The sequence below is a fragment of the Stenotrophomonas sp. 80084_Sma genome, from assembly GCF_056481995.1.
On sequence record NZ_CM151177.1, the window covers coordinates 3159495 to 3176662 of the forward strand.

Annotated in this window: 16 protein-coding genes; 5 read left to right on the forward strand and 11 right to left on the reverse strand. The window is 66.8% G+C overall.

Features of this window, described 5'->3' with window-relative positions; translation table 11 throughout:
* Positions 1–32: 32 nt before the first annotated feature.
* The 9 genes from ACZK3W_RS14670 to ACZK3W_RS14710 form a co-directional block, all read right to left on the reverse strand.
* Entirely contained in the window at positions 33–1622 is a 1590-nt protein-coding gene (locus ACZK3W_RS14670) for an alkaline phosphatase D family protein (RefSeq protein WP_478450082.1), read from the reverse strand.
* Positions 1622–3865, reverse strand: coding sequence for a TonB-dependent receptor family protein (locus tag ACZK3W_RS14675; RefSeq protein ID WP_478450084.1), 2244 nt, complete (start codon positions 3863–3865; stop codon positions 1622–1624). The genes ACZK3W_RS14670 and ACZK3W_RS14675 overlap by 1 nt, the downstream gene beginning before the upstream one ends.
* Positions 3866–4038: 173 nt before the next feature.
* Entirely contained in the window at positions 4039–5469 is a 1431-nt protein-coding gene (locus ACZK3W_RS14680) for a replicative DNA helicase (RefSeq protein ID WP_010486827.1), read from the reverse strand.
* Positions 5470–5681: 212 nt separating this feature from the next.
* Entirely contained in the window at positions 5682–6242 is a 561-nt protein-coding gene (locus ACZK3W_RS14685) for an NADPH-dependent FMN reductase (RefSeq protein ID WP_197617120.1), read from the reverse strand.
* Between the two features lie 66 nt (positions 6243–6308).
* Positions 6309–8252 carry an asparagine synthase (glutamine-hydrolyzing) gene (asnB, locus tag ACZK3W_RS14690; protein ID WP_032129635.1) on the reverse strand — a complete coding sequence of 648 codons (1944 nt, stop codon included), beginning with the start codon at positions 8250–8252 and terminating at the stop codon, positions 6309–6311.
* A gap of 3 nt (positions 8253–8255) precedes the next feature.
* Positions 8256–10535, reverse strand: coding sequence for a thiamine pyrophosphate-dependent enzyme (locus tag ACZK3W_RS14695; protein WP_197617122.1), 2280 nt, complete (start codon positions 10533–10535; stop codon positions 8256–8258).
* A gap of 78 nt (positions 10536–10613) precedes the next feature.
* A complete protein-coding gene (locus tag ACZK3W_RS14700) occupies positions 10614–11270 on the reverse strand; it encodes a glutathione S-transferase family protein (protein ID WP_197617124.1) in 657 nt (218 codons plus the stop codon).
* A 175-nt stretch (positions 11271–11445) separates the two neighbouring features.
* Positions 11446–11988: a GNAT family N-acetyltransferase gene (locus ACZK3W_RS14705; RefSeq protein ID WP_049398752.1), complete on the reverse strand. Its 543-nt coding sequence runs from the start codon at positions 11986–11988 to the stop codon at positions 11446–11448.
* 126 nt (positions 11989–12114) lie between these two features.
* Complete coding sequence (locus tag ACZK3W_RS14710) at positions 12115–12960, reverse strand: glycine zipper 2TM domain-containing protein (protein ID WP_049398785.1); 846 nt, start codon at positions 12958–12960, stop codon at positions 12115–12117.
* A gap of 163 nt (positions 12961–13123) precedes the next feature.
* Here ACZK3W_RS14710 and ACZK3W_RS14715 point away from each other — a divergent pair, with 163 nt between their 5' ends.
* Together ACZK3W_RS14715 and ACZK3W_RS14720 are read left to right on the forward strand one after the other, a co-directional pair.
* On the forward strand, positions 13124–13339 hold the full coding sequence (locus ACZK3W_RS14715) for a DUF6116 family protein (protein WP_049398753.1): 216 nt from the start codon (positions 13124–13126) through the stop codon (positions 13337–13339).
* On the forward strand, positions 13336–14115 hold the full coding sequence (locus ACZK3W_RS14720; protein WP_049420901.1) for a TatD family hydrolase: 780 nt from the start codon (positions 13336–13338) through the stop codon (positions 14113–14115). Before ACZK3W_RS14715 ends, ACZK3W_RS14720 begins: the two co-directional genes overlap by 4 nt.
* A gap of 72 nt (positions 14116–14187) precedes the next feature.
* Here ACZK3W_RS14720 and ACZK3W_RS14725 read toward each other — a convergent pair whose 3' ends face one another.
* On the reverse strand, positions 14188–15015 hold the full coding sequence (locus ACZK3W_RS14725) for a tRNA threonylcarbamoyladenosine dehydratase (RefSeq protein WP_134952129.1): 828 nt from the start codon (positions 15013–15015) through the stop codon (positions 14188–14190).
* A gap of 80 nt (positions 15016–15095) precedes the next feature.
* Here ACZK3W_RS14725 and ACZK3W_RS14730 point away from each other — a divergent pair, with 80 nt between their 5' ends.
* The gene (locus ACZK3W_RS14730) at positions 15096–15530 is read left to right on the forward strand and encodes a cytochrome c (RefSeq protein WP_049398757.1); all 435 of its coding nucleotides are present in this window, start codon (positions 15096–15098) and stop codon (positions 15528–15530) included.
* Between the two features lie 136 nt (positions 15531–15666).
* Entirely contained in the window at positions 15667–16161 is a 495-nt protein-coding gene (locus ACZK3W_RS14735) for a glycine zipper 2TM domain-containing protein (RefSeq protein WP_010486804.1), read from the forward strand.
* A 71-nt stretch (positions 16162–16232) separates the two neighbouring features.
* On the opposite strand, the gene ACZK3W_RS14740 is transcribed toward ACZK3W_RS14735, so the two are convergent.
* Positions 16233–16442, reverse strand: coding sequence for a cold-shock protein (locus tag ACZK3W_RS14740; RefSeq protein WP_005410290.1), 210 nt, complete (start codon positions 16440–16442; stop codon positions 16233–16235).
* Positions 16443–16678: 236 nt separating this feature from the next.
* Between ACZK3W_RS14740 and ACZK3W_RS14745 the strand changes: the two genes are divergently transcribed.
* Positions 16679–17164, forward strand: a complete 486-nt coding sequence (locus ACZK3W_RS14745) for a DUF456 domain-containing protein (RefSeq protein ID WP_049398758.1) — start codon at positions 16679–16681, stop codon at positions 17162–17164.
* Positions 17165–17168: the final 4 nt, after the last annotated feature.

The window sequence follows — 17168 nt, forward strand, 5'->3', positions numbered from 1 at the left end:
TGCCGGCCAGCGGCCGGCACTACCGCAGGGATTTACACCGGGACCGCGCCCGGACGGCCGTGGGTCACCTGGAAACGCGCCGCGGTGCGCACCGCAGCGTCCGCACGCAGCACACTGTCGGCGAAGCGCAGTTCCGCATCCACGGTCTGCCGGTTCAGCTGCAGCTTCCACCAGCCACGGCGGTCACCGTCGAAATAGCGGATATGCGGGTTCTGCGGAATCGACGGCCCGTAGTACGGGCCATAGGGCGTGTCGTCGCCGCCACTGCTGATCGCCGGAGCGATGAATTCGGTGGCTACGACCGGCGCACTGGCCGCGTCGAAATCCAGCTTCAGGTCGTTGACGAAGGTGGAATGCCAGTCGCCGCCCAGCACGATGGCATTGCCCTGCCCGCCTGCCTGCATCGCCTGCAGCAGCCGGTTACGTGCGGCGGGATAGCCATCCCAGGCGTCATTCCAGAAGCGCTCGCGTGGCGTGCCACCGTCCAGCCGCAGCTGCGCCATCAGCAACTGCTGCACCACCACGTTCCGGCGCGTGCCCTGCGCGGCCGCCATCGACTGCGCGAACCACGCCTCCTGGCCCGTGCCGAGCATGCTCATGCGCGGGTCCAGTGCAGCATCACAGCGTGGCGACTCGCCCACACCACAGGGATTGGCCGGGCGGAACTGGCGGCAATCAAGCAGGGTCAGCTGTGCCAGATCGCCGTAGCGCAGGCGCCGATGCACGCGCAGGCCGCCGTTGCCCGCAGGTGTGCTGCGCATCGGCAGATGCTCGTAGAACGCGCGGTAGGCGGCGGCGCGGCGGATGATGAAGTCCTCCGTTGATACGCCGGGTTTCTCCGGGTGGATGCCGGAGTAATCATTCTGTACTTCATGGTCATCCCAGATCACCGCGAACGCGTGTGCAGCATGCGCGGCCTGCAGATCCGGATCGAGCTTGTACAGCGCGTACTGGTCACGGTAGCGCTCCAGGCTGACGGTCTCGCCACTGAAGCGTTGCGCATCCAGCGCACGACCACGCGCGTTCTGCAGTGGGCTGTATTCGTACAGGTAGTCCCCGGCATGCAGCACCAGGTCGACATCGCTCTGCGCGATATCGCGCAGGACCGGGTAGTAGCCGCTGTTCCAGGCCTGGCAGGTGCACAGGGCCAACCGAAGCTGCTGCAGTTGCGTGTCCAACGGCGGCGCGGTGCGGAAGTGGCCGACCGCGCTTTCCTCATCGCCGTCGCAGGCGAAACGGTAGTAGTAGTCGCGGCCTGGGCGCAGGCCGTTGACCTCCACGTGCACCGAATGCGCCAGCTCGGGCACCGCGGCCGCAGTCCCCCGCTGCACCAGCCGGCGCATGCCCGGGTCCTCGGCCACGAACCAGCGCACCGGCACCGCCCGCGACGGCATGCCGCCGCCATTGAGCGGGTCCGGTGCCAGCCGCGTCCACAATACGGCCCCCTGTGGATCCGGATCACCGGCGCCGACACCGAGGGTGAACGGATCGCGCCCCAGCCGCGGCCGTGGGCCGGCCGTGGCCAGCCCCGGCATCGCCGCCAGCGCGATCGCCGCCCCCGTGCCCTGCCACGCCATGCGCAGCAGGCGACGACGGCTTTCCGGATCGACAGGCCCGCGCATCAGAAGCGCACGGTAGCGGTGGCCATCACCTGGCGCGGCGCGCCGACCTGCATGGTCGCCAGGCTGCGGGTCGGGTCAGCGGCGTAGGTACCGTTGGTGTTGATCGAGGACAGGTAGCGCTTGTCGGTCAGGTTGGTCAGGTTCAGCGCTACGGTCAGGTTCTGCGCCGGGCCGAGCTTGCCGAAGTCATAGGCCGCCGAGGCGTTGACCAGCCAGTAGCTCGGCACCGACACATCGTTGGTATAGGTCACGTAGCGCTTGCCGACATGGTTGGCGGCCAGGCGCAGGTCCCACGGGCCCGGGGTCCACGCCAGGGTGCTGGCGAACATCCATTCCGGGGTGTCGACGGTCGTCTTGCCGCGGGTCGGCACCACGCCGTTGTTCACGTAGTCGTTGTCGTAGGTGCTGTCATTCCAGGACAGCGCATTGGACCACGTCAGGTCCTGCATCGGCTTCAGCTGCAGGGTCGCCTCGGCGCCGCGGCTGGTCACCGAACCGACGTTGGAGAACAGTGCCGGGCAACCGAGGATGCCCACGCACTGCGCGATGGCCAGCAGGCGGTTGTCGAACTTGACGTCGTACACCGCCACCGAGGCTTCATAGCCGCGGCCGTAGCCACGCCAACCCAGCTCGATGGTGCGCGACTGTTCCGGCTTCAGGTTCTTCGCGCTGGCATCGAAGGCGGCCTGCGGCACATTGAACGGGCTACCCACGCCCAGCGCATAGGCGGCGACGTTTTTGGCGAACGAACCGAAGATCTCGTTGCCTTCGTTGAGCTTGAAGTTGAAGCCGGCCTGCGGCAGCAGGCCCTTCTTCGAGGTCAGGCTGCTGTTGTTGGCATAGCTGCCCAGCGGCGTGCGCACGCTGGTACGGGTGTGCGGCGACTTCGCGCCGATGTCGATGGTCAGGCGATCATCGAACAGGCGGAAGCGGTCCTGCACGTAGAACTGGCGGGTGATGGTGGTGTAGCGCTGGTGCCACACGCGCTGGTCCGGGTTGCGCAGGAAGAAGTCGTCGGTGATCGGGCCGTCGATGTAGTAGAAGTTGCGCTGCACGCTGTGGCCGTTGTCCTCGTACCAGAGGCCGGCTTCCAGTTCGTGGCCACCGACGTTCCAGGTGAACGCCGAGGTCACGCCGGTACGGTCGATCGCGTACTCGGTGGTGCGGATCGAGATCGGAATCTCGCGGCTGGTGCCCGGGTTCGACGGATTGGACGGGCTGAACCAGTGGCCCTGGCCACGGTTGCTGTGGTTGTAGACGTTGACCTTCAAGCGCATCGACTCGTTCAGGCCGAAATCGCCGGCAATGCTGGACAGGTCATCGTTGCGCAGGCCGTGGCCGGAGTAGTACGCATCCCACGGGCTGTTGACGCCGCCGCTGAACTTGCCGCGTGCGGCGGCGACGGCGCGATCCCAGTCCGGCGCGTAGTTGTCCCAGTCCCAGCCGAGGCGATCGATCATTTCCAGCGACAGATCCTGGTAATCGGCCTCGACGCGGCGCGAGGCGTTGAACAGCGCGGTGATCTTGCTGTCCGTTCCGAAGTTGTAGGTGGCCTTGCCGTTGAACTGCTTCAGCTCCTGCGAGCCCTTGCCCTTCCACTTGTCACCTTCCGAATATACGCCGGACAGGTAGGCGGCAAAGCCCTGGTGCTCGCCGGTATCGAGGCGTGCATAGCTGCGGCGTGCGCTGTCACTACCAAAGCTCTGTGCCAGCACGACTCCATACTCGGTGGACGGATCGATCGAGTAGAACTGGAACACGCCGCCGAGGTTGCTGGTGGACGGCGTACCCAGTGCGCCGATGCCGGTGGAGACCTCCGCACCGCCCAGGTTCTCGCTGATCACCGCGCGGCTGATATGCAGGCCGTTGCTGTTGCCATAGGCCATGTTGCCCAGCGGGATGCCATCGAGGGCGTAGCCCAGGCGGTTCTGGTTGAAGCCACGCAGGCTGATGGTGGTGGACCATTCGTAGGCGCCGGTGGCATCGGCCGATTCGAAATGCACGCCGGGCTTGGTCGCAAGCAGCTTCAGCGGATTGGCACCCGGCGGCAGCACCTTCATGTCCTCGGCGGTCACGCGCTGCACCTGGCGCGCTTCACCGCGGCCGATCACCGAGACCGAATCGAGGGTGGTGGCCGACTGTGCGTCGGTGGCGGGGGCGGTTTCAGCGGCAGCCAGCGACGGCAGCGAAGCACAGACCAGCAGGGCCAGCAGATTGCGGCGAAGCGGAGCGTGGGACGGCATGGGGGCGGATTCCTTGGGCACGCTGGACGCCGAAGGGCGGCGTCGAAGGGCAGCAGCGGCGGAATCGTAGAAGCGTCGCGTTACATGTCATTTACACGCCACATACGGACGTTCGGCGTTTCGAATGGTTTGCCGGCCGTGGGGTGGTTGCCGGCCAGCGGCCGGCACTACGGCTATTCGAATGAACCGACCGAGTCGTGGGCCAGGTTGTCGAAGCGGGTGTACTCGCCGAAGAACTTCAGCTTGCACGACCCGGTCGGGCCGCCACGGTGCTTGCCGATGATGATCTCGGCCAGGCCCTTGTCCGGCGAATTTTCCTTGTTGTAGTAATCGTCGCGGTAGATGAAGACGATCATGTCCGCATCCTGCTCGATTGCGCCCGATTCGCGAAGATCGGCCATCACCGGGCGCTTGTCGGTACGCGTTTCCAGCGAGCGGTTGAGCTGCGACAGCGCGATCACCGGCACGTGCAGTTCCTTGGCCAGGCCCTTCAGCGAACGCGAGATCTCCGAGATTTCGGTCGCGCGGTTTTCGCTGTTGCCCGGCACGCTCATCAGCTGCAGGTAGTCGATCACCACCAGGCCCAGATCATGCTCGCGCTTGAGGCGGCGGCACTTGGAACGCAGCACTTCCGGCGACACGCCAGGCGTGTCGTCGATGAAGATCTTGGTTTCCTTCAGCATCTTGATCGCGCTGGTGACACGGCTCCAGTCCTCGTCTTCCAGCTGGCCGGTACGCAGGCGCTGTGCGTTGATGCGGCCGTTGGAGGAAATCAGGCGCATCGCCAGCTGCGATGCCGACATTTCCATCGAGAACACCGCCACGCCCTTCTTCGACTTGATCGCCGCGTACTCGGCGATGTTCAGTGCGAAGGTGGTCTTGCCCATGGCCGGGCGCGCGGCAAGGATGATCAGGTCGGTCGGCTGCAGGCCGGAGGTCATCGCATCGAAATCGTTGTAGCCGGTCGGCAGGCCGGTGATGTTGCCGCCGTTCTCGAAGCGGCTGCGCAGCTCTTCGAAGGCATCCTTCAATGCACCGGGCATCGCCACGAAATCGGTACGGCCGCGTGCGCCCTGTTCGGCGATGGCGAACACGCTCTTTTCCGCCGAGGCCAGCAGCTCGCTGCTCTCGCGTCCCTCGGGCTGGAAACCGTCGTTGACGATGTCGGTACCCACCTGGATCAGCTGCCGCAGCACCGCCTTGTCACGCACGATCTCGGCGTAGGCCACGATGTTGGCCGCCGACGGCGTGGTACTGGCCAGTTCGATCAGGTAGGCACCATCGCCCACCAGTTCCATCTTGCCCTGCGATTCGAACCACTCACCCAGGGTCACCGCATCGAACGGCCGCTCGCGCTCGGACAGCTCACGGATCGCGCGATAGATCATCTGGTGGTCGCGGCGGTAGAAATCGCCTTCGGTCAGCTGGTCATTGACCCGGTCATAGGCCTCAGGGGCCAGCATCAGGCCACCCAGCACCGCCTGCTCGGCTTCCACCGAATGGGGCGGTACCCGCAACTGGTCGATGCGCGACTCGTCGCGATCGCGATCGAAGCCATCACCGCGCTCTCTGCGGTTGGAACGGAAGCCGGGGCGAGCGGACATGCTGCGGTGTTTCCTGCGAAAGTGGGCCGGACGAGTGTAGGCATGCGCCGACCCCGGCGGCCATGGACAATCCTGTGGATAAGCCGTGGAGAAACGGGGGATATCCGCCGGTGCCTGGCCAGACTGGCGTGGGGGCGTCGCACTGCCTGCGACGGGCGCCATTGCGGCACCCGAGCGGACATTATCGCAGATGGGGCTGGCAACCGCTGGCGTCAATCGCCCTTGACGTGAACCGCGATCAGCGCCAGGAACCGGTCCACGTAGCCCTGCAGGAATTTCTGCGTGCCTTCATTGTGGACCGTGCCATCGGCATCGATCAGGCCGTCCTTGAAATGAATGAACGCCTCGGGCTGGCCGAGCACGTGCATGTCCAGGAAGGCCAGGCTGTTGCGCAGGTGCTGCTGGGCCACGGCGGTGCCGATCTGGCCGATGGAGGCGCCGATCACCGCCGCCGGTTTGCCGGCAAACGCGCTGTCACCGTAGGGGCGCGAGCCGATATCGATGGCGTTCTTCAGCACGCCCGGCACCGACCGGTTGTATTCCGGGGTCACGAACAGCACCGCATCGGCGGCACGGACCTGGTCCTTCAGCCGGGTACCCTGCGCCGGATAGTGGCCATCGAAGTCCTGGTCGTACAGCGGCAGATCACCGATCTGCACGTACTGGAAGCGCGCACGGTCGCCGGCAATCTTCTCCAGCGCATGGGCCAGTTTGCGGTTGCAGGAATCCTTGCGCAGGCTGCCGATGAACACGGCGATGGTGGGGACGGACATCGGGACATACTCCTCACGGTGCGGGAGGCCCAGCCTAGTCGCCGGGCCCTTGCATGCCGGTGAAGATCAGCCGCCGGTCACGCCCGCGCGCACCTGCCGCCAATGCGCCTGCCAGGCCTGGAACATCAGCACGTTCCACAGATGGGTATGCCACTTGCGTTGGCCGCCGAGGAACTGCTGCCACAGCGGCTGTACCGCGGCCGCCGACAGCACGCCCTCCTGCTCCAGCCGCGCGGGCTGCAGCAGGTCTTCGGCCCACGGCCGCAGGTCGCCCTTCAGCCAGTCACTGACCGGCGCGCCGAAGCCACGCTTGGGCCGGTGCACCATCGACTGCGGCACATAACGGCCCAGCACGCGCTTGAGCAGCACCTTGCTGGTGGTTTCACTGCGCTTGAAGCCCAGCGGCAGCGACCAGGCGAACTCGGCCACGCGAGAATCCAACAACGGTGCGCGGGCTTCCAGGCTGACCGCCATCGAGGTGCGGTCGACCTTGCACAGCAGGTCATCCGGCAGGTAGGTCACGTAATCGGCCAGCATCATCGCATCGGCCGGTGTGCCGGCACCGTGCAACGGGTCGGCCAGGTCGTAGAAGCTGCCCGCGGCCTGCGCCCCGGGCACTGCCGCCGCCGGGTCGCGCCAGCGCGAGATGCGGTTGCGGTACACGTCACCGATGCCACGCGCACCGGACTCGGCCAGCAGCGCGGCCAGGCCGCCGGTACGCGAGGCCTCGCCCTGCTGCTGGGAGCGCGCGCCCATCCAGCGCCGCAGCGGCCCCGGCACACGGCCCAGCATCTGCCAGTTGCGCAGCGCGCGTACATAGCGGGTATAGCCGAAGAACAGCTCGTCGCCACCATCGCCGGACAGCGCCACGGTCACGCCCTGCCGCGCCAGGCGGGCGACCAGCGCGGTCGGCACCTGCGAGGCATCGGCGAAGGGTTCGTCGAACATCGCCGGCAACTGCGGCACCACCGCCAACGCATCGGCACCGCTGACGTAGAGTTCAGTGTGGTCGCAGCCCAGATGCGCGGCCAGTTCCTTGGCCAGCGGCGCCTCGTCGTGGCCCGAACCGGTGAACCCGATACTGAAGCTGTGCACCGGCTGGCCACTTTGTGCCTGCATCAGCGCGGCCACCAGCGACGAATCGGTGCCGCCGGACAGGAACACGCCCACCGGCACGTCGGCCACCATGCGTAGCGCCACCGCGTCACGCAGCAGCCCGTCCAGCTGCTCCTCGGCTTCCTCGATGCGGCCCTGGAACGGCGCAGCCAGCGCCGCCTGCATGCGCGCACGCGCATCCCAGTACGGGCGCTGCGCCTGTTCCGGCCGGTGCGCTGCCGCACCCGCCGCCACGGCTTCCGCATCCAGGCGCAGCACGCGGCCCGGCATCAATTTGTAGCAGCGCTGGTGGATGCTGTGCGGCGCCGGAATGTAATCCAGCCGCAGCAGCAGCGTCAGGGCGTCACGGTCGATGTCGTTGTCGAAGGCCGGGTGTTGCCACAGCGCCTTCAGTTCCGAACCGAACACCAGCGTGTCGCCGGCCCAGCCGTAGTACAGCGGCTTCTTGCCGACACGGTCGCGGGCCAGCCACAGGCACTGCTCCTGGCGGTCCCACAGCGCAATGGCGAACATGCCGTTGCAGCGCTGCAGGGTGTCTTCCATGCCCCATTGCAGAATCGCTGCCAGCAGCACCTCGGTGTCGGAGTGGCCACGGAAAACATGCCCCAGCGGCTCCAGTTCGGCACGAAGGGCGGCGAAGTTGTAGACCTCGCCGTTGTAAGCCATCACGTAGCGACCATCGGACGAGGCCATCGGCTGGTGGCCCAGCGGCGACAGGTCGAGAATGCTCAGCCGACGGTGCGCCAGCGCGATGCCGGCCCCGGCATCGACCCAGCTGCCGCCATCATCCGGCCCGCGGTGGTGCAGCGCCTCGCCCATGGCCAGGACCTGCGCCTGCAGCACCTCGGCCGACGCCACCGGCGCCGGCAACAACATTCCCGCCAATCCACACATGCATCAAGGTTCCTGCGCCAGTTCAAGGGCGGCGCCAATCACCGCATTGTCGCTTGGAAGCCCGAACATTGCTGCCCCCGCCAGCGGCGTATAGGTATCGGCACCGCAGACCCGGCGCAATGGCAGGTGGCCGAAACCGGCCTCGACCAGGGCGGTGACCACGCCCTCGCCCACCCCGCCACTGTGGCGGCCCTCATCCAGAACCAGCACGCGCCGGGCGCTGGCGGCTTGCGCGGCGATGAAACCGGCATCCAGCGGCACCAGCCAGCGCAGGTCGACCACCCGCACCTGCCAGCCCAACTGCTGCTCGATCGCCCGCGCCGCGCGCAGCGCCATCGGCACGCCGTTGCCATAGGTGTAGACCACCAGGTCGCCTGCCTCCGGCGCATAGACCCGGCCCTCGCCCGGTACCAGCGCCTGGCCCTGGGCGGGGTAGTCGAACAGCCACTGGCCATCGCCCGGCGCATGCAGGTCCTTGCTCATGTACAGCGCGATCGGCTCCAGGAACACCGCCACCCGCCCGTCCACCCGCGCCAGCGCGACCAACGTGCGCAGCATCATCACCGCATCATCGCCGCGCGACGGGCAACCGACCACCAGGCCGGGAATGTCGCGCAGCGCGGTGATCGAATTGTCGTTGTGGAAGTGGCCACCGAAGCCTTTCTGGTAGCCCAGCCCGGCCACCCGAACCAGCATCGGGTTGCGGTATTGGTCATTGGAGAAGAACTGCAGCGAGCACGCTTCGCCGCGCACCTGGTCGATGGCGTTGTGCAGATAGGCCAGGTACTGGATCTCCGGAATCGGCAGCATGCCCATGTTGGCCAGGCCCTGCGCCATGCCCAGGATCATGGTCTCGTCCAGCAGGGTGTTGAACACCCGGCGTGGGCCGAAGCGGCGCAGCAGATCCTTGGTGACGGTATAGACACCGCCCTTCTGCGCAACGTCCTCGCCGAACAGCAGGCTCTGCGGATACTTCGCCAGCAGTTCCTGCAGCCCATGGTTGATCTGGATGGCGAGGTGCCGAGGTGCCTGCCGCTCGGGCAGGGCCTCCGCACCGCCATACAGCGCTTCGCGCGCATCGGCGGGCACCTCGCGCCGCGCCTCGGCCTGCACCGCCGCCGGCGTGTACGGTGCCAGCGGCGCCATCACCTCCTGTAGCGACTGCAGCGTCGGGCGGCCTTCGGCATCCGCCGCCGCGGCCATGCAGCGCGCGCGCATCGTTTCGTAGGCGACCTCGATGGTGGCCGCATCCATCCAGCCCGACTCCATCGCGATCTGCGCCGAGCGCAGCAGCGGATCCTGCGCCTCGGCCGCGCACAGCTCCGGCAGCGCGCGCCATTCCACCTCGAAATCGGTGCCGGCGTGGCCCATCAGGCGGGTGGTGCGCAGATGCAGGAAGGTGGGCCGCCGCGTGCGCCGGCAGTGCTCCACCGCCGCCTGCACCTGGGCGTGCCCGGTGGCCAGATCGAGACCATCAGCGAAGAAATAGTCGAGCCCCGGCTGGCGGCTGAAGCGCTCGGCAATCCAGCCTTCCGGCGTCTTCACTGAAATGCCCAGCCCGTTGTCCTCGCAGACGAACAGGATCGGCGCCGGCAGCTTCTGGTAGGCCGACCACATCGCGGTGTTGAACGCGGTCTGCGCGGTGGCATGGTTGGCCGAGGCGTCGCCGAACGAGCACAGCACGATGCTGTCGGCCGGGATCGGCAACGGCTGCCCCAGGCGCTTGCCGCTCTCGATGGCCAGCGCGGTGCCCAACGCTTTCGGCAGGTGCGACGCGATGGTCGAGGTCTGCGGCAGCACCCACAACGGTTTGCTGCCCCACACCTTGTGGCGGCCCCCGCTGGCCGGGTCATCGGCGCTGGCGGCGAAAGACAGTGCGGCATCGCGCAGCGGATCGATGCCCGGCACCTGGCGCGAACGCTCGGCCATGAAGGCACCAGAGCGATAGTGCAGGAAGGCTGGATCGGTATGCCGGCAGGCCCGCGCCAACAGCGCGTTGCCTTCGTGGCCGGAGGAACCGATGGTGTAGAAGACCTTGTTCTGAACGCGCAGCACGCGTGCCATCAGGTCCAGCTGGCGGCTGGCCAGCTGCGAATCGAACAGTTCGCCAAACGCTGCGGCAGTGAGCGTGCTGCCCGGCAGGATCGGCGCATCCGGCGCCGGGCGCGGACGCGGGGTTCCACGCCAACCACGCACCGCATCGAGAAAGTTGACGTCGCACACTTCGGCGCGGTTGAGCACGCGCATGCGTGCGGGAATCGGATCTGGAACCACAGCGAACATCGAACACCCTCCGTGTCGTTGTTGCATTCCGCCCGGCGTTGGCCAGGCGCTACCCTGTGGGGGTCACCCTGGTGAGACTCACGCAGCCTCGAATCGCGAGCGCACTTCGGCAGTCACGGCCGGCATCGGCAGGAAGCGCGGTTGTTCACGCACGCGCTGCAGCCAGCCACGCACTTCCGGGAATGGCTGCAGGCTGATACCGCCCTCTCCCGCCACGTCGGTATAGGCGAACAACGCGATATCGGCGACGCCATATCCGTTGCCGGTGAACCACTGCGCTTCGCGCAGATGTTGCTCCATTACTGCCAGCGCGGTGGCGGCGCGCTCGTGCAGGCGCGGCAGTTCGGCTCGGCGCGGTGAATCAGCGGGGGTCCAGCCACGGATGAAGCGCGCCACCGCCACGCACGGCTCGTGCGTGTACTGCTCGAAGAACATCCAGCTCAACGCCTGCGCGCGCTCCCAGCCATCGGTGGGCAGATACGGCGTGCCCTCGGCCAGCCAGAACAGGATCGCGTTGGATTCGGTCAGCACGCGGCCATCGTCGCGGACGATCAGCGGCACCTTGGCATTCGGATTCAACGCCAGGAATTCGGGGGTGTGGGTCTGGCCATGGGCGCTGTCCACCTCCACCCAGCGGTAGCGGCTGCCGAGCTGCTCCAGCAGCAGGCGCACCTTGTGGCAATTGCCCGAGACCGACATGCCATGCACCGTCAACGGGACGCGCTCTTCCACCATCGCCTGCTCCATCGGATCCGGCCGGCGGCCAGCTGCGTGCAGTCTGGCAAGCGCGCCGATGAATGCCAAGCGCGGGTGCAGCATGGCAACCCGGTAGTGCCGGCCGCTGGCCGGCAATCGCGTTGCGGCAGATTCATGCGATTGCCGGCCAGCGGCCGGCACTACCGGGCAAGGCTCAGCGCGCGCGCTGCCGCCACTGCTCGCGCGACTGGCCCCAGATCTGCATCGGCTTGTCGTTGTACGGCGGCGGCAGTTCCCCCATCCGCAGCAGCGTGCTGCCGAGCTTGCGCGCGACCGCCCGCGAGTTGTCGTTGTTCTCGGCGATGGTGTGGATCACTTCGTCCCAGCCCAGCATGTCGAACGCCCAATCGATTGCTGCGACCGCCGCTTCCGGCGCATAGCCCCGGCCCCAGCTGGCATGACGGATGCCCCAGCCGACCTCGGTACCGGGCCAGTCCTGCGGTTGCCAGGGCCCCATCCGCCCGATCCAGTCACCGCTGGATTTCTCGATCACGCTGAACATCGAGAAGCCAAACAGCTGCCAGGCGCCAGCCAGGCTGCAGAAGCCACGCCAGGCCACCGACGGCGGCTGCACGCCACCGAGGGTGCGCATGGTTTCCTCATCAGCGCAGAATGCCAGATACGGTTCGTAGTCCTCGCGCAGCAGCGGGCGCAGGATCAGCCGTTCGGTTTCGATGCGCAGGTCGAAGATGCTCATGCCGGCTCCATGTCGAAGGAAGCGTCCATGATGGTGGATTCGCGCCCCGCGCGGATGAATTTCGCCGGCTGCAACGAAACGGGCCGGCATAAGCCGGCCCGTCAGGCACTGCATGCTGCGTCTGGATTACTGGCGCGTGCTGGCCGCCGTGGCACCGGCAGCAGCGGTCTGCGTGACCAGCTGGCCGTCGACCACCGGCAGGCGATCGCTGGCCGGCTTGTTGTCCATGCGCACGGTCTTCTCGGCGCCGTCGTAGCGGTAGGTCACGTTGTAGCCCTTCACCACGTCGTTGGTACCCATGGCAATGCGGTTGCCCGGCTTGCTGGCCATGCGCATGGTGCCGGTGGTGCCATCCTCGTTGCGGTAGGTCACGTTGTAGCCGGTGACGCGGCTCGACTCGGAGGTCGCGGTCTCGGTGTGGCACTGGCGCTCGGTGCGGTTGACCACGCGGCCACCCACATGGCGCTTGTCGATCTGGTTGCCGATGAAGCCACCGGCCACCGCGCCGGCCGCAGTGGCGGCCTTCTTGCCATTGCCGCCGCCGACCTGGTTGCCCAGCAGGCCACCCACCACAGCACCGACCACGGTGCCGCCGACGTTGCCGTCACGTTCCGGCAGGCGCTCCTGCACCGTCACGTCCTGGCAGACTTCATGCGGGGTCTGGGTGGTGGAGGTCTCACGCACCGCGTCGGTGCCGATCACGGTGGCATACGCCTTCTGCTTCTCGGTGATCGGGTCGACCTTCAGCACATCGGCATATTCCAGCCCACGCGGTGCGGTCGGGTCGAGAGTGTCACCACGCGCGCCATCGTCGGTGGCGTTGCCATCGACCAGGCGCGATTCACCATTGGGGGTTCCGGCGCTGATGGAATCGGGCGATCTGTCGCCACTCTTCATGAAGGCGGCAGTGGCGATGCCACCGACCAGCAGCGCGCCCGCTGCGACCAGGACAGTTGTAGTTGTGCTTTTCATGACCTGCTCCTTGCGGACCATCCGCAACGTTCTCGAATCAGATTGCAGCATGCGCTGCCTGAACGGAATCTCCACATTTCCTGCTCATTCCCGTAACCCATTCAGCATCGGGAAATGCTGGGCCCGTGGTAGCGTTTGCATATTCCTCAAGAGGACCCCCGCCATGGCCAACCCGATGCTGCTGCCGGTACTGCAATGGGCGCGCCGGCTGCGCTACCCCACCCTGTTCAAGCTCACCGCGGGCCTGTTCGCGCTGACCCTGTTCATCCCGGACCCGATTCCGTTCGTCGATGAGCTGGTGCTCGGCTTCGGCACCCTGCTGCTGGCCAACTGGAAGCGCCGCAACACCACCACGCCTCCGCCGCTGGAGCAGCATTGAGCCTGCTGGTCGACAGCCACTGCCATCTGGACGCCAGCGAGTTCGACCGCGACCGCGCCGCGGTGGTCGAGCGTGCGCAGGCCGCTGGCGTGCACCAGCAGGTGGTGCCGGCGGTGACCGCAGCCAGCTGGCCGAAGCTGCGCGAGGTCTGCCAGCAGGCGCCGGGGCTGTACCCGGCCTACGGCCTGCATCCGATGTTCCTGGCCGAGCACCAGCCTGGGCACCTGCCGCTGCTGCGCGAGTGGATCGAACGCGAACGCCCCTGCGCGATCGGCGAATGTGGTCTGGACTTTTTCGTTGAAGGCCTGGATGCCGAGGCGCAACAGGCATATTTCATCGGTCAGCTGGAACTGGCCCGTGAGTTCGAGCTGCCGGTGATCGTGCATGCACGGCGCGCGGTGGATGCGGTGATCGCCGCGATCCGTCGCGTCGGCGGCCTGCGCGGCGTGGTGCACAGCTTTTCCGGCAGTCCAGAACAGGCAGCGCAACTGCACAGGCAGGGCTTCCTGCTCGGGCTCGGCGGCCCGTTGACCTACGAACGCGCGCAACGCCTGCAGCGGCTGGTGCGCGAGATGCCGCTGGAACAGCTGCTGCTGGAGACCGACGCTCCGGACCAGCCTGACGCCGGCATCCGCGGCCAGCGCAACGAACCGGCACGGCTGGCGATCATCGCCCGCCACGTGGCGGCGCTACGCGGGATGGAGCTGGACGCGGTGGCCCAGGCCACGACGGAGAACGCGCGGCGGCTGTTCGCGCTGCCCGCAATGCAACGGTAGGTGCCGGCCGCTGGCCGGCATCTGCGCTGATTCAATCATTCCGGAGTTGCCGGCCAGCGGCCGGCACTACCATCACGCGTCAGCGTGATCCTCGACCACTTCGGCCTTCACCTTCTTCGGCTCCAGCAGCATTTCAAGCGCCTTGCCGACCGCCGCGAACGCGAACGCACCGGTGATGTGGGTCGCCGCACCCAGGCCCGCGCCGCAGTCCAGCTTCAATGCCGCATCAGCGCCCAGGTTCGGGCGGATGCCACAGACGCTGCCATCGGCCTGCGGGTACTTCACATTCTCCAGCGAATACACCGCCGGCACGCCGAAGTAGCGCTTGGCATTCTTCGGAAAGTTGAACTCGCTGCGCAGCTTCTTGCGGATCAACGCCAGCATGGCGTCGTGCTCGGTGCGCGAGACATCGCGGATGCGCACCAGGGTGGGATCGGTGCGGCCACCGGCGGCCCCCACGGTCAGCAGCGGCAGCTTGCGGCGGCGGCACCAGGCAATCGTCTCGACCTTGACCCGGAAGCTGTCGCAGGCATCGATCACCAGATCAAAGCCACGGTCCAGCAGTTCGGCCATGTTCGACACCGTCAGGAACGCCTGTACGGCATCGACCGCGATGTCCGGGTTGATCGCGCGGCAGCGTTCGGCCATCGCCTCGGCTTTGTTGCGGCCGTAGTTGCCTTCCATCGCCGGCAGTTGCCGGTTGGTGTTGGACACGCAGATGTCATCGGCATCGATCAGGGTCAGGTGACCGACCGCCGAACGGGCCAATGCCTCCACCACCCACGAGCCAACGCCACCCATGCCCACCACCGCCACGCGGCTGCCCTGCAGGCGCTCGAGTGCGCCCACGCCATACAGCCGTTCGATGCCGGCGAAGCGTTGTTTGACCTGTTCGTTCATCCGGCTATTTTAACGTGCAGGCGCCAGCGCCTGCAGCGCGCCGGCATCGAACCCACCGTTGCACGTCCGGAGAGCCCGCCATGAACGCCAGCCCGCCCCGCCGCCCGTCCACCGCCTACCGCTATCTGTTCGTGCTCGGCCTGGGCCTGTTGATCGGCCTGATCGCCACGGTGATGGTCGGCCGCGCCCTGCAGGCCCGCCGCGATCCGTTCCCGGACAGCCTGATGCAGGTGATGCAACGGCAATCACAGCTGCTGCAGCAGGCCCAGCAGCAGAACCGCTGCAGCCTGGCCGACAGCGTGCCGCGGTTGCAGGCGATGCGCCTGCTGTCCAACGACCTGGACCTGGCCTTTCCCGGGCTGAAGGACAGCGCGCAGTTCCAGCAACATGCCAGCCAGCTGCGCGGCAACCTCAACGCCGCTCTGGCTGCGCCGCCCAGCGACTGCACGGCCCTGGCCCGGGTGGTGGAAACGGTGCAGGCCGACTGCCGCGCCTGCCACCAGGACTTCCGCTGAGCCGCATTCATCCTGCAGCCGGACAAGGCCTGCGCGGTTGGCGCCTTGTTCACGTTCAAAAGGGGACGATTCGTCCACCCTGCTGCATGATGCAGTACCACCCCAGACACCCGCCTTCACGGCCAGGAGACGCCCCATGAAGATCCAGCTCATCGCCGCCAGCGCCATCGCTACCCTTGCCCTGGCTGGCTGTGCCACCTCGCCCGGCTACGGCGGTGGTGGTTACAACAACGGCTACAACAATGGCGGCTACGGCAACAATGGTGGCTACAACCAGGGCCGCTGCGCCGACTGCGGCATCGTGACCCGCATCAACACCGTGCAGTCCGGCCGTACCGCGCCCAGCGCGACCGGCGCGATCCTGGGCGGCATCGTCGGCGCCGTGGCCGGCCACGAGATCTCCGACCACACCGGCGGCAGCCGTGGCAACAAGAACATCGCCGCCGCTGCGGGCGCGGTCGGTGGCGCACTGGCCGGCAACCAGATCCAGAAGAACGTGACCAGCGACACCTACGACATCAGCGTGCGCATGGACGATGGCCGCACCATCGTGGTCAACCAGCGCGACCTCGGCGGCATCCGCGAGAACACCTACGTGCGCGTGGTCAACGGCAAGGTCATCCTGCGCTGACCTGCATCGGGCCGATGGCAAAGAAAAGGCCCGCTTGCGCGGGCCTTTTCATTTGACGGTATGCAGCGCGATCAGGTCGGCTGAACGGCGTCGGCCTGCAGGCCCTTCTGGCCCTGCACGACGGTGAAGGTGACCTTCTGGCCTTCCTTCAGGCTCTTGAAGCCCTGGGTCTGGATGGCACGGAAGTGCACGAACACGTCTTCGCCGTTTTCACGGCTGATGAAGCCGAAGCCCTTTGCATCGTTGAACCACTTGACGGTACCGGTCTCGCGATCAGACATCTCACTAACTCCCTGGTGACTCTCTCTTGTTGTAGGAAACGCCTGGTGGGCGGCTGACAAGCAAGGGGGAAGCGAGGTGCATCGATGCAGCGGATCGGGAAGATCTTGCTTCATCAGGCCACGATCCACGGTGACCTTGCCAAGCTCAGCGACTGCAACTTAACCCGCCCAAAACGAAAAAGCAACTGGCAAAATCTTTCACTGTCAACCCCAAAACGACCACCATACGGGACAGCATGGGACTCTCATTCATCTTATATCTGCTAGCGGTCATTTTTGTCCTCGTCGGCATCGCCGGAATCATCCTTCCGGCCCTCCCCGGCATCCCGCTGGTGTTCATCGGACTGCTGCTGGCGGCGTGGGCCGACGGCTTCGCCCACGTCGGCTGGCCGACCCTGGTCGCGCTGGGCGTACTGACCCTGCTCTCGCTGCTGGTGGACGTACTGGCCACAGTGGTGGGTGCGCAGCGGGTCGGTGCCAGCCGCAAGGCGCTGTGGGGCACGTTCGTCGGCAGCATCGTCGGGCTGTTCTTCATGCCGATCGGCCTCTTTGCCGGGCCCCTGATCGGCGCCCTGGCCGGCGAGTACTGGCACACCCGTGAACTGGGCCGCTCGACCAAGGTGGGTCTGGCCACCTGGCTCGGCATCCTGCTCGGCCTGGCGTTGAAGCTGGCGGTGGTGATCGCGATGCTGGGCCTGTTCGCCTTCGCCTGGTTCCTGTAACCCG

Bases quoted from the DNA above. Each gene is read 5' to 3' on its own strand.
- ACZK3W_RS14670 (WP_478450082.1), bottom strand. From the start codon at position 1,622: ATGCGCGGGCCTGTCGATCCGGAAAGCCGTCGTCGCCTGCTGCGCATG.
- ACZK3W_RS14675 (WP_478450084.1), bottom strand. From the start codon at position 3,865: ATGCCGTCCCACGCTCCGCTTCGCCGCAATCTGCTGGCCCTGCTGGTC.
- ACZK3W_RS14680 (WP_010486827.1), bottom strand. From the start codon at position 5,469: ATGTCCGCTCGCCCCGGCTTCCGTTCCAACCGCAGAGAGCGCGGTGAT.
- ACZK3W_RS14685 (WP_197617120.1), bottom strand. From the start codon at position 6,242: ATGTCCGTCCCCACCATCGCCGTGTTCATCGGCAGCCTGCGCAAGGAT.
- asnB (WP_032129635.1), bottom strand. From the start codon at position 8,252: ATGTGTGGATTGGCGGGAATGTTGTTGCCGGCGCCGGTGGCGTCGGCC.
- ACZK3W_RS14695 (WP_197617122.1), bottom strand. From the start codon at position 10,535: ATGTTCGCTGTGGTTCCAGATCCGATTCCCGCACGCATGCGCGTGCTC.
- ACZK3W_RS14700 (WP_197617124.1), bottom strand. From the start codon at position 11,270: ATGGTGGAAGAGCGCGTCCCGTTGACGGTGCATGGCATGTCGGTCTCG.
- ACZK3W_RS14705 (WP_049398752.1), bottom strand. From the start codon at position 11,988: ATGAGCATCTTCGACCTGCGCATCGAAACCGAACGGCTGATCCTGCGC.
- ACZK3W_RS14710 (WP_049398785.1), bottom strand. From the start codon at position 12,960: ATGAAAAGCACAACTACAACTGTCCTGGTCGCAGCGGGCGCGCTGCTG.
- ACZK3W_RS14715 (WP_049398753.1), top strand. From the start codon at position 13,124: ATGGCCAACCCGATGCTGCTGCCGGTACTGCAATGGGCGCGCCGGCTG.
- ACZK3W_RS14725 (WP_134952129.1), bottom strand. From the start codon at position 15,015: ATGAACGAACAGGTCAAACAACGCTTCGCCGGCATCGAACGGCTGTAT.
- ACZK3W_RS14730 (WP_049398757.1), top strand. From the start codon at position 15,096: ATGAACGCCAGCCCGCCCCGCCGCCCGTCCACCGCCTACCGCTATCTG.
- ACZK3W_RS14735 (WP_010486804.1), top strand. From the start codon at position 15,667: ATGAAGATCCAGCTCATCGCCGCCAGCGCCATCGCTACCCTTGCCCTG.
- ACZK3W_RS14740 (WP_005410290.1), bottom strand. From the start codon at position 16,442: ATGTCTGATCGCGAGACCGGTACCGTCAAGTGGTTCAACGATGCAAAG.
- ACZK3W_RS14745 (WP_049398758.1), top strand. From the start codon at position 16,679: ATGGGACTCTCATTCATCTTATATCTGCTAGCGGTCATTTTTGTCCTC.